The following is a 12,360-nucleotide window of genomic DNA, read 5'->3' on the forward strand; positions in this document are numbered from 1 at the left end:
GCATAGGGAAGGGACACCATTCATGACTCGCATCGCCATCAACGGATTCGGCCGTATCGGACGCAATGTGCTGCGCGCGCTCCTCGAACGCGACAGCGCGCTGGAGGTCGTCGCCGTCAACGACCTCACCGAGCCCGCCACGCTCGCCAGGCTGCTCGCCTACGACAGCACGGCCGGCCGACTCGGCCGTCCGGTGACCGTCGACGGGAATACCCTGGTCGTCGACGGCCGTCGCATCACCGTGCTCGCCGAGCGCGAACCGGCGCAGCTTCCCTGGGCCGAACTCGGCGTCGACATCGTGCTGGAGGCCACGGGGCGGTTCACCTCGGCCAAGGCCGCTCGCGCCCACCTCGACGCGGGCGCGAAGAAGGTCCTCGTCAGCGCGCCCTCGGACGGCGCCGACGTCACGCTCGCGTACGGGGTCAACACCGACGCCTACGACCCGGACCTGCACACGATCGTCTCCAACGCCTCGTGCACGACCAACGCGCTCGCGCCCCTCGCCTCGGTGCTCGACGAGCTCGCGGGCATCGAGCACGGCTTCATGACGACCGTGCACGCCTACACGCAGGAGCAGAACCTCCAGGACGGTCCGCACCGCGACGCCCGTCGCGCCCGCGCCGCCGGCGTCAACATCGTGCCGACCACGACCGGCGCCGCCAAGGCGATCGGCCACGTGCTGCCCAACCTGGACGGCAAGCTGTCCGGCGACTCGATCCGCGTCCCGGTCCCGGTCGGCTCCATCGTCGAGCTGAACACGACCGTCTCCCGTGACGTGACCCGCGAGGACGTACTGGCGGCGTACCGCACGGCGGCCGAGGGGCCCCTGGCCGGTGTCCTTGAGTACTCGGAGGACCCGCTCGTCTCCTCGGACATCACGGGCAACCCCGCCTCGTCGATCTTCGATTCGGCCCTGACCCGCGTGGAGGGCCGCCATGTGAAGGTCGTCGCCTGGTACGACAACGAGTGGGGCTTCTCGAACCGCGTGATCGACACGCTGGAGCTCCTGGCCAACGGCTGAGGCCCTCGGACCTGTAGCGCGCGCGTGACCCTCTTGACCGGTGATGATCCTGGCTGGCAGGATCATCACCGGTCGAGTAGGTGACAGCGGCGTGAAGGGAAGCCCGCATGGCCGTGATCCGCGACATCGAGGTCGTCGTCCTCGATGTCCTCGGCACCCTTGTCGACGAACCGGGCGGCCTCCGAGCGGGGATCCGCGAAGCGGTGCCCGCCTCCGACGAGGCGCGCGTCGACGAACTGCTCGCTCTGTGGCAGGGGCACGGAGAGCGGGAGCGGCGCCGCATCGCCCAGGGGGAGCGCGCGTACGTCAACAGCTCGGTTCTCGACGCGGAGGCCGCGCAACTGGTCGCGGCCCGCGCCGGGTGCACGCATCCTTCGACCGTGGCTCGGTTGGCCACGGCGGGGCAGCGCCTGCCGCCGTGGCACGATTCCGTCGCCGGTCTCGAACGGCTGTCACGGTGGTTCCCCGTGTTCGGGCTCTCCAACGCGGCACACGCCGCTCTGCCACGACTCAACGCCCATGCCGGACTGCGCTGGCACCAGGCCCTGTCCGCGGAGACCGTCCGCGCCTACAAGCCGGCGCCCGAGGTCTACCGACTCGCCCTCGGCGCCGCCGGATGCGCGCCGGACCGCGTGCTCATGGTGGCTGCCCACGCCTGGGACCTGCGCGGAGCCCAGGCGACGGGCATGCGGACCGCCTACGTCCACCGGCCGGTCGGGGAACCGCCTACGAGCCGTGACATCTTCGACGGCCGATTCGGTGGACTGGCCGAACTGGTCACCGCCCTGACGGCGCCCTGACGGGGGCCACGGTCGGCAGGCAGGTCGTTGCCGAGGCCGGCCTCGGCGTGATCAGGCGCCGCCCAACGCGGTGAGCGTCGACTGGTAGGCGGCCTTCTTGTTACCGTTCCGGTCGAACAGCAGCGGGTTCTCACCGCTGCGCCAGGAGTCGCTGTCGCGGATGCCCCAGACGGTGATGCCGGTGCAGCGTGCCACGTTCATGCAGGCCCTCACCGTGTTCGCGTACGCGGCTGAGGACGCCTGCGCGATGTCGAGCTCGGTGATCTGGACGTCCACGCCGAGCGCGGCGAAGTTCGACAGCGTCGTCTGGAAGCTCGACGGCGGGCCGCCGGCGCCGAAGTGGGACTGGAAGCCGACGCAGTCGATGGGCACGCCCCGGGACTTGAAGTCGCGGACCATGCGGTAGACGCCCTGGGTCTTGGCGTCGCTCCAGTTCTCGATGCTGTAGTCGTTGTAGCAGAGCTTGGCCGCCGGGTCTGCGGAGCGCGCGGTGCGGAAGGCCTCTTCGATGAAGCCGGTGCCCAGGACGTCCCGGAAGACGGAGCTGCGCATCTGGCCGCTGCCTCCGTCGGCGAAGGCCTCGTTGACCACGTCCCAGGCGTAGATCCGGCCCTTGTAGTGGTTCATCACCTGGGTGATGTGGTTGTTCATCACGCTGCGCAGGGTGTTCGCGTCCCTGATGGAGCCGACCCAGCTGGGCAGTTGGCTGTGCCACACGAGGGTGTGGCCGCGCATGCGCTGACCGTGGGAGGCCGCGCGGTTGACGATCTGGTCGGCGGGGCCGAAGTTGAACGAGCCGCGGGATCGCTCGGTCGTGTCCCACTTCATCTCGTTCTCTGGGGTGACCGAGTTGAACTCGCGGTCCAGGATCCCGGTGTACGTGCCGTCGCCCAGCCTTCCGGAGGCCACCGCGGTGCCGAAGTACCGTCCGGACTGGGCCGCTTGGGCGCCCAGAGTGGAGGCCCGGACCGCGTCGGGTGCAGCGGATGCGGCGGTCGCGGCCGCCGGTGTCACCAGGGCGCCGACGGCCAGCAGGGTTAACACCGAGGCTCGGCGACGGCCGAGCCGCGTGAGCGGGTTCATGGTTGTCCTCCATGGTGTGCGGGGGGTTGGGTGGTGCGGTCGAGAGGGCCGGATCAGGGCGTCGACAGTTCGAAGCGCGGGACGCGGACCGAGCCGCCGAGTGCCTGGGTGGCGTAGTTGAAGAGGGCGAATCGGTAGCCCATGAAGAACCGCCAGTCGTTGCCCATCGAGAAGGAAGGGCCGAGGCGGGTGAAGTTCGTGCCGTCGGTGCTGTAGGAGAAGGTGCCGGGACGTGCCGATCCTGGGCGGATGTCCGCGCTCGCGCGCAGCCAGAGGCGGCCGCCGGAGACGGGTGCGCTCGCGGCCTCGGTGCCGGTACCGGTGGTGCTCCAGTTGCCGTCCATGGTCAGGCCGTTGACCATGGCCACCCGGGTCACGCCGCCGTCGCGTCTGACGCCGATCCAGGCGGAGGAGTCGCGCAGCAGCGCGAGTCCGGCCCGGTCGCCGTCCCGCATCGCCGAGAAGTCGAGCTGGACGGTCGCGGTGGAGGTGGGTCCCTGGATGCGGTGGGTGAGGGTGTTGCGGGCCCAGTACAGGTCGTTGGTGACGGTCGCGGTCCGCAGGGTCAGTCCGTTGTCCACGGACCACTTGGTGTTGTCCGGGTTGTGGTTCCACTCCCACCTCGGCTTGAGGCTCGTGCCGTCGAAGGTGTCGACGCCGGTCATCGGGGTGACCTGGCGGGGCGGGGTGGGCACGGCCGGGCTGGGGTAGGACGTGCCCCAGGCGCCGTTCACGAGTTGGACGACCGGCCAGCCGTCCGCGGTCCAGGTGACCGGCGCCAGGGCGGGCATCCGGCCGCCCGGGTAGGCGTCGACGAAGGCCATGTAGTACCAGGCGCCGCCCTGGGTCTGGACCAGTCCGCCCTGGTGCGGGACGCCCCCGCCGGGGATCGGCCCGCGCAGGTCCAGGAGGACCTGCCGCATGGTGTAGGGACCGAAGGGGCCACTCGACGACTTCAGGATGTACTGGCCGTTCGCGGGGCGGGTCAGGAAGATGTAGTACTGCCCGTTGATCTTGTAGAAGCGGGAGCCCTCAAGGGTGCCGACGCTCGACGGTGTGGTGAAGACCTGCTGCGTACGGACCTGGCTGCGTCCGTCGGGCGAGAGCTGGGCCACGCTGATGTTGGTGTTGCCGTACGCCACGTACAGCGTGTCGTCGGTGTCGACGAGCAGTCCCGCGTCGTAGTACGGGGTGCTGATCGTCGTGAGTCGGTTCCAGGGCCCCTCGGCGGCGGTGGCGGTGTAGACGTACGTCCTGGCGAAGTCGATCTGGCCGAGCCAGTAGAAGGTCCTGTTGCTCGGTCGGTAGGCCAGCGACGAGGCCCAGATGCCCCGGACGTAGCCGCGCGCCCCGTTCAGGTCGTACTTGGCGCCGAAGTCGAGCACGGGCACCGAGTGACCGGCGATCTCCCAGTTCACCAGGTCGTACGAGCGCAGGACGGGCGCCCCGGGCGAGTAGTGCATCGTCGAGGCCGAGGCGTAGTAGGTGGCGCCGACTCGGATGATGTCGATGTCCGCGAAGTCCTGCCAGATGACCGGGTTCGTGTACGTCGCGGCGGCTTCGGCGGCCGCTGCGGTCCGGGGGGCTCCGGTCAGAGGCAGGAGGGCGCCGGTGACCAGGCCGGCGCCGGCGGCCAGGGCGCGGCGACGGTCCATGGGTTGACGAGAGCATGACATATCCATTCCAAATCCAACCCCTGTTCGAAATTGCGAACGTTAGTCGGCCGGGGGACACCCTGGATGGTAGGGGGTGGAGAGCTCCCGTCAATATGTCTCGCATGATTCGTGGAGGACACCGAAATGTTTCGCCTTTTCCGAACCTGGCGGAGCCGCGTCGAGGAGAATTTGGCATGACCGGTGTGGTTGACAACCCCGTCAGCCTCCCTAGTATCCGTGGCGGCGACGTCCGGAAAGAGATCGAAATTTCGAACGACAGTGAATGTCATGCACCTGCTATGAGCCGACAGGCGTACTCCAGTCATCCACTGTCTGGCGGCGCCCTGAAAGGAGCCCCCGTGTCCAGACGAACAGGCAGACGACTGCTCCGTGTCTTCGCGTCCGCCGTCCTGACGGTCGCCGCGTCCGTCACGGCCGCGGTCCAGACCCCCGCCACGGCCGCGCCGGGCAGCCCGGCACTCACTCCACCGCTGGGCTGGAACAGCTGGAACAGCTTCGGGTGCGGGGTCACCGAGGCGCAGGTCCGGCAGGCCGCCGACGCGATGGTGTCCTCGGGCATGCGGGACGCCGGGTACCGGTACGTCGTGGTCGACGACTGCTGGTTCGACCCGCAGCGTGACGGGGCGGGCAACCTGCGGGCCAGTCCGACCAAGTTCCCGGGCGGGATGAAGGCCCTCGGGGACTACATCCACGGCAAGGGTCTGAAGTTCGGCATCTACCAGGTGCCGGGCGACCGCACCTGCGCGCAGACCAGCGGTGCCTATCCGGGCTCGACGGGCAGCAGGGGGCACGAGACGCAGGACGCCGCCACGTTCGCCTCGTGGGGCGTCGACTACCTCAAGTACGACTGGTGTTCGTCGAGCGGTACCCGCGACGAACAGGTCGCGCGCTTCACGCTGATGCGTGACGCCCTGCGTGCCACCGGGCGGCCGATCGTCTACAGCATCAACCCCAACAGCTTCCACGCCATCACCGGCGCCACCTACAACTGGGGCGAGGTCGCCGACCTGTGGCGGACCACCGAGGACCTGCTCGACATCTGGCAGAACGGCAACACCAACAGCTATCCGATGGGCGTGGGCAACGTCCTGGACATCACCGCGCCGCTGGCGGCGCAGTCGGGCCCGGGGCACTGGAACGACCCCGACATGCTGGTCGTCGGCCGCCCCGGCCTGTCGCTGACCGAGTCCCGCTCCCACTTCGCGCTGTGGGCCCTGCTGAGCGCGCCGCTCATGGCCGGAAACGACATCCGCACCATGTCCGCCGACGTGAGCGCGATCCTGCGCAACCCCCGCCTGCTGGCCGTGAACCAGGATGCGCTGGGCGCCGGCGGGCGCAGGGTGCGCGACGACGGCGACACCGAGGTGTTCGCCAAGCCGCTGTCCGACGGCTCGGTCGCGGTGGGCCTGTTCAACCGGGGCGGCGGCACCGCGACGGTCACCGCCACGGCCGCGCAAGTCGGCCTGTCCGGCGGGCCGTTCACCCTCACCGACCTGTGGACCGGCGGCACGTCGAGTACGTCCGGGCAGATCTCGGCGAGCGTCCCCGCGCACGGCGTGGCCGTGTTCCGGGTGAGCGGTGGCAGCCCGCTGGCCGCCACCACCTCACGACTGCGCGGCAGCGCCTCCGGCCGCTGCCTGGACGTGGACAACGCCTCCACCGCCGCCGGGGCCACGGCACTGATCTGGGACTGCCACACGGCCGCCAACCAGCTGTGGACCACTTGGGCGGGCGGGGAGATCCGCGTCTACGGCGACAAGTGCCTGGACGCCTACAACCAGGGCACCACCAACGGCACCCGGGTCATCACCTGGCCCTGCAACGGCCAGGACAACCAGAAGTGGACCGTCGGCTCCGACGGTTCGATCCGCAACGTCCGGGCCGGGCTGTGCCTCGACGTCAACGGGGCCGCCACCGCCAACGGAACCCCGCTGGTCCTGTGGACCTGCAACGGCCAGGCCAACCAGAAGTGGACCCGCACGTGAGGGGCCCAGAGCACTGGCCGGCAGCCCACCCACCAGCCGGCGACCCCCGGAGGCCACGATGATGACGGCTCGACCGTTGCCCCCCACCGGTACGAGGCTCACCCGGGCAGCAGCCTGGGTGGTGGGCCTGCTGCTGGTGTTCGCCGTCGTCCCCGCCGCGGTGCAGCCCACCGCGGCCCGGGCCGACAACCCCATCGTCCAGCACGTCTACACCGCCGACCCGGCCCCGCTGGTCCATGACGGCCGGGTCTACCTCTACACCGGGCACGACGAGGACGGCTCCACCTACTTCACCATGAAGGACTGGCGGGTCTGGTCCACCGCCGACATGGTCAACTGGACCGACCACGGCTCCCCGCTCAGCCTGACCACCTTCAGCTGGGCATCTTCCGACGCGTGGGCGGGGCAGACCGTCGAGCGCAACGGCCGGTTCTACTGGTACGTGCCGGTGAAGAACAAGGCGACCGGCCGGATGGCCATCGGCGTGGCGGTGTCGGACAGCCCCACCGGCCCGTTCCGGGACGCCCTCGGCCGTCCGCTGGTCGAGAACGGCGAGATCGACCCGACCGTCTTCATCGACGACGACGGCCAGGCCTACCTGTACTGGGGCAACCCGAACCTGACGTACGTCAGGCTGAACGCCGACATGACCTCCTACTCGGGCAGCCCCACCAGGATCCCGCTCACCACCGCGGGGTTCGGCACCCGCACCGGTGACCCCAACCGCCCCACGCTGTACGAGGAGGGCCCCTGGGTCTACAAGCGGAACGGCCTGTACTACCTGGTGTTCGCGGCCAAGTGCTGCTCGGAGTTCATCGCCTACTCCACGGCACCCGGCCCCACCGGGCCCTGGACCTACCGCGGGACGGTCATGCCCACCCAGGGCAGCAGCTTCACCAACCACCCCGGGATCGTGGACTTCAAGGGCAGTTCGTACTTCTTCTACCACAACGGCGCGCTCCCGGGCGGCGGTGGCTTCACCCGCTCGGTCGCGGTGGAGAGGTTCTCCTACAACGCCGACGGCACCATCCCGACGATCAACATGACGAACACGGGCGCCCCCCAGGCCGGCACGCTCAATCCGTACGTGCGCCAGGAGGCCGAGACGATCGCCTGGGGTTCCGGGATCGAGACCGAGCCGGCCGGCGAGGGCGGAATGAACGTCGGCTGGATCGACAACGGCGACTACATCAAGGTCAAGGGCGTGGCCTTCGGGACAGGCGCGTCCTCCTTCACCGCGCGCGTGGCCTCCGGCAGCGGTGGCGGCACTGTCGAACTGCGCCTCGGCTCCCCGAGCGGAACCGTCGTGGGCCGGTGCGGTGTGCCGAACACCGGGGGCTGGCAGACCTGGACGACGGTCACCTGCCCGGTCGGCGGCGCGACCGGAACCCAGGACCTCTACCTGCGATTCACCGGCGGCAGTGGCTACCTGCTCAACATGAACTGGTGGCAGTTCACTCCCGGCGCCACCGCGGCCCCGACCCACCAGCCATGAAGGGGAGTTGCACGATGGCAAGGACACGATCCGTCTTATGGCCCGCCCTGATCGCGGTGCTTGTCGTGCTGAGCATGGGCGGCACGGCAGTGGGCCGCGGCCAGGGCCAGAACACCCCGCTCATGGCCTCCGGCACCGCTGCCGCGAGCCCCGGCTGCGGCAAGGCACCCGGCCTGACGAGCGGTACGTACACGATCCAGAGCGGCGGCAAGAACCGGAGCTTCATCCTGCGGGTCCCGGACGGCTACGACCGCGACCGCGGCTACCGGCTGGTCCTCGGGTTCCACTGGTGGGGCGGCACCTCCACGGACGTCTCCACGGGCCGCACCGTGGAGACGGGCACCTGGGCCTACTACGGGCTCCAGCGGCTGGCGAACAACAGCGCCATCTTCGTGGCTCCCCAAGGCCTCGACAACGGCTGGGCCAACTCCGGCGGGGAGGACGTCGCGTTCGTCGACGACATGATCCGGCGGATCGAGGCGGACCTGTGCGTCGACACGACCCAGCGCTTCGCTCTGGGATTCAGCTACGGCGCCGCCATGTCGTACGCCCTCGCCTGTTCCCGCGCGACGGTCTTCCGCGCGGTCGCGGTCCAGAGCGGCGGGCAGCTGAGCGGATGCAGCGGCGGAACGCAGCCCATCGCCTACCTCGGTGTGCACGGCCTCCGGGACAACGTCCTCGCCATCTCCGGCGGACGGGCGATGCGGGACAGGTTCGTCAGGAACAACGGCTGCACCCCCCAGAACCCGCCCGAGCCCGCGCAGGGCAGCCTGACGCACCGGGTCACCACCTACTCGGGCTGCTCGGCCGGCCATCCGGTCGCCTGGGCCGCGTTCGACGAAGGGCACATCGCCGCTCCGCAGGACGGGGCGCCCGGTGACAGCGGCAGGACCTGGCTGCCGGGAGAGGTGTGGAAGTTCTTCACGCAGTTCCAGGGCTCCGACCCGTCACCGGGGACCGCCACCTGCCGGGTCACCGACACCGTCAGCGCGTGGAACAGCGGTCTGACCTCCAACATCACCATCACCAACACCGGCACCACCGCGATCGACGGCTGGTCCCTGGTCTTCGCCCTGCCCGGCGGCCAGGCCATCACGTCCGGCTGGAACGCGGCCTACTCGCCCACCTCCGGTCAGGTGACGGCCACCAACCTCTCCCACAACGCCACCATCGCCCCGGGCGCCTCCGTGGGCATCGGCTTCCAGGCCACCCACACGGGGGCGACACGGCCGCGCCCACCTCCTACACCCTCAACGGCACCGCCTGTGCCGTTGAGGGGAGTTGACCGAAGGGATCATGCGGGTCGGGGCGCCCCCGGTTCAAGTGGCGTGCGGCTTTCCCGGTCTCATCGCGGCTCGGGATCGGGGAGGGCCTGCGCGCACCAGATCGTTTTTCCGTAGGTGGTGTGCCGGGTGCCCCATCCCTGGGTGAGCTGGGCGACGAGGAGCAGGCCCCGGCCGCCCTCGTCGAAGGCGCGCGCCCGGCGCAGGTGCGGGGCGGTGTTGCTGGCGTCGGAGACCTCGCAGATCAGGGAGGTGTCACGGATCAGCCGCAGCTTGATCGGAGGCGCGCCGTATCTGATGGCGTTGGTGACCAGCTCGCTGACCACCAGCTCGGTGACGAAGGAGGCCTCGTCCAGGCCCCAGGCGTCCAGTTGGTCGAGGGCGAACTTCCTGGCGCGCGGCACCTGCGCGGGGTCGGGCTCGACGTCCCAGTCGGCGACGTGCTGGGGATCCAGGGCGTGAGTGCGAGCGAGCAGCAGGGCGGCGTCGTCGGTGCGGCGTTCGGGGAGCAGTGCGTTCATCACCGTGTCGCACAGGTCCTCCAGCGAGGTGGCGGATCGTTTCAGGACCCGCAGCAGTTCGGTGACCCCCTGGTTGACGTCGCGCTCGCGGCTTTCCACCAGCCCGTCGGTGTAGAGGGCGAGCAGGCTGCCCTCGGCCACCTCGATCTCCGTTGCCTCGAAAGGCAGCCCACCGACGCCGAGCGGTGGTCCCGGCTGTGCGTGCACCGGGGTTTGGGTGCCGTCCGGGGCGATGACCAGCGGCAGCGGATGGCCGGCGCTCGCCAGCGTGAAGCGGCGGGAGACCGGGTCGTAGACGGTGTACAGGCAGGTGGCCCCGAACTCGCCGGTCGGCTGGAAGGGGCCGGCGGGCTGGAGGTCGCTGGCAAGGTGGAGGACCAGGTCGTCCAGGTGGGTGAGCAGCTCGTCCGGCGGCAGGTCCACGTCGGCCAGCGTGCGGACTGCCGTGCGCAGCCGGCCCATGCTGGCCGAGGCGTGCAGCCCGTGGCCGACCACATCGCCGACGACCAGGCCGACCCGGGCCCCGGAGAGCGGAATGACGTCGAACCAGTCACCGCCCACCTCCGCGTCGGTCCCGGTGGGCAGATAGCCGGACGCCACCTCGAGGGCCTCCTGGCTCGGCAGTCGCTGCGGCAGCAGGCTACGTTGCAGGGTCAGTGCCGTCGCACGCTCGCGTGAGTACCGGCGGGCGTTGTCGATCGCGATGGCCGCCTTGGCGGTCAGCTCTTCGGCGAGGATCAGGTCGTCGGCGGTGAAGGCCTCGGGCCGGTCGGTGCGGGAGAACGCGACGACGCCGAGCAGCGCGCCGCGGGCCCGGAGGGGCACGGTGATCCGGCCGGTCAGCCCGTCCGCGGCGATGGACCCGTCGATCAACGGGTTTCCCGGCGGCCAGTGGGCCGGGTCGGCGGCGAGCCCGGGTCCGAAGGCCCATTCGCCGCCCTGGCTGGGTTCGGCGGCGAGCTGGACCGTGGAGCGGCCGGTGGTCAGGCAGCGGGCGGCGGCGGAGTCGCGAGCATGGCGGACCGGCATCGCCGTCCCGGCAGGCAGGTCGGTGTCCTCCTGCGCACTGTGCCGGGCGGCACGGCTGAGCGTGAGGGTGTCGCCGGGAGCGAACGTGGCAGGGGAGGGCGGTTCCTCCCCGCGCAGCACCTCGTCGAAGAGATCCACGGTGACGAGGTCGGTGAATCCCGGCACCGAGGTCCTGGCCAGTTCCTGGGCGGTGCCGACCACGTCGAGTGTCCGGCCGATGCCACCGCTGGCCTGGTTGAGGATGAGCAGGCGTTGCCGAGCCCAGTACTCGGCGCTCATGTCGAATCCCCAGTTGGCGACCGCGCGGAGCCGGCCCTCGGCATCCCGTACGGGCCAGATGCTGGTCGCCCAGGCGTTGGCGTAGTCGCTGCCGCGCGGCTGGAAGACGGTGATCAGCCGCGTGGGCTCGCCCGTCCTCGCCACCTGTGCGAGCGCGTCGGTGTACGGCTTGTCGTCCCTCTCGGGAAACATCGAGCGATCGAATTCGGGAAACAGCTCGCGGTACTTCCTGCCGAGCACCTGTTCCTCGGAGTGCGCGATCACCCGGCCCGAGGAGGCGTTGATCCACAGGAACCGCAGCTCAGGGTCGTAGACGCCCAGAGCGAAGGGGGACTGCTCGAAGGCCCAGTCGGCGATCACCGGGCGACGTTCCCAGCGCTGGACGGTCACCACATGGCCCAGCGCCCTGCCCTCCGGGCCGCCCAATGGGTGAGCCGTCACGATGGCGTCCACCGTGGAGCCGTCCCGGTGACGCAGGGAAACGGGACTCGTGTGATCCGGACCGGTGCCGAAGCTGTCGGGAAAGCCCGGTGGTGGGGGAACGGCCAGCAGGTCGGTCAGGTGGCGACCGACCGCGTCCTCAGCCGTCCAGCCCAGCAGCAGACGTCCGCTCTCGCTCCAGCCGCTCACCAGGCCGTCCGGACCCACCACGAGCGCGGCAGCGGGGGCATCCTTCTTGTCGGCCATGTCCATCCGCGACTCCTCCGTCCGGACAGCCGTGCCCATCACCTCAGGGCTGGTTTCCAGCGGCTGATTCCAGCCTAGAGCCGCTTCCGGTGGACGGCGTCTCGGCCGGTGCGTCCCGGTCCCGGGCCCCACCAGGTGCCTGCACTCCTCACCAGCCCGCCGGTAGCCCGGCGACGAACGAGGTGAGCCGGTCGGCGATGAGGCGGTCGTTGCGCGCCCTGACCACCTGCTGGACATGGCCGGCGTACTGGCCGGCGCCCACCGCGACGATGGTCGTGCCGGCCCCGTAGCGGGTGCGCAGCTTCTGGACGAAGTCGCCGTGTCCGAAGTGGCGGACGCGCTCACCGCCGAAACGGGCTTCGTCACCGGACTTCGGATGTCCGCGTCAGCCGCTGACCGGCGCGCCGTCACCCTTGTCCCGGAGGTACGTGTCGCCGACGACACCGCACCATGGTCCAGCCCCTCCGAGCGCCCTCTCCACGCCACCCTGCGGGGCCGCGG

At 70.3% G+C, this 12,360-nt stretch carries 6 protein-coding genes and 2 pseudogenes; 5 read left to right on the forward strand and 3 right to left on the reverse strand.

The features are described 5' to 3' along the window. Positions 1-22: 22 nt before the first annotated feature. Both gap and RKD20_RS43090 read left to right on the forward strand, forming a co-directional pair. A complete protein-coding gene (gene gap / locus RKD20_RS43085; protein WP_020117327.1) occupies positions 23-1,021 on the forward strand; it encodes a type I glyceraldehyde-3-phosphate dehydrogenase in 999 nt (332 codons plus the stop codon). 107 nt (positions 1,022-1,128) lie between these two features. Beyond that, complete coding sequence (locus RKD20_RS43090; RefSeq protein ID WP_424882482.1) at positions 1,129-1,821, forward strand: haloacid dehalogenase type II; 693 nt, start codon at positions 1,129-1,131, stop codon at positions 1,819-1,821. Between the two features lie 57 nt (positions 1,822-1,878). On the opposite strand, the pseudogene RKD20_RS43095 reads toward RKD20_RS43090, so the two are convergent. Then, positions 1,879-2,904 (reverse strand): annotated as a pseudogene (locus tag RKD20_RS43095) (endo-1,4-beta-xylanase); the annotation flags it as partial. A gap of 53 nt (positions 2,905-2,957) precedes the next feature. Then, positions 2,958-4,559 carry a glycoside hydrolase 43 family protein gene (locus tag RKD20_RS43100; RefSeq protein WP_424882483.1) on the reverse strand — a complete coding sequence of 534 codons (1,602 nt, stop codon included), beginning with the start codon at positions 4,557-4,559 and terminating at the stop codon, positions 2,958-2,960. Between the two features lie 359 nt (positions 4,560-4,918). Between RKD20_RS43100 and RKD20_RS43105 the strand changes: the two genes are divergently transcribed. The 3 genes and pseudogenes from RKD20_RS43105 to RKD20_RS43115 all read left to right on the forward strand — a co-directional run bounded on the left by RKD20_RS43105 (position 4,919) and on the right by RKD20_RS43115 (position 9,345). Further along, positions 4,919-6,565, forward strand: coding sequence for a glycoside hydrolase family 27 protein (locus RKD20_RS43105; RefSeq protein ID WP_424882484.1), 1,647 nt, complete (start codon positions 4,919-4,921; stop codon positions 6,563-6,565). A 58-nt stretch (positions 6,566-6,623) separates the two neighbouring features. Further along, positions 6,624-8,060, forward strand: coding sequence for a glycoside hydrolase family 43 protein (locus RKD20_RS43110; protein ID WP_424882485.1), 1,437 nt, complete (start codon positions 6,624-6,626; stop codon positions 8,058-8,060). 56 nt (positions 8,061-8,116) lie between these two features. Then, positions 8,117-9,345: pseudogene (locus RKD20_RS43115) on the forward strand (cellulose binding domain-containing protein). Between the two features lie 60 nt (positions 9,346-9,405). Here the strand turns inward: RKD20_RS43115 and RKD20_RS43120 are convergent. Then, positions 9,406-11,865, reverse strand: a complete 2,460-nt coding sequence (locus tag RKD20_RS43120) for a SpoIIE family protein phosphatase (protein WP_424882486.1) — start codon at positions 11,863-11,865, stop codon at positions 9,406-9,408. Positions 11,866-12,360 lie beyond the last annotated feature (495 nt).

The organism is Streptomyces sp. SLBN-8D4 (assembly GCF_049739545.1).
In the GTDB taxonomy this organism is placed as follows: Bacteria; Actinomycetota; Actinomycetes; order Streptomycetales; family Streptomycetaceae; genus Streptomyces; species Streptomyces canus_C.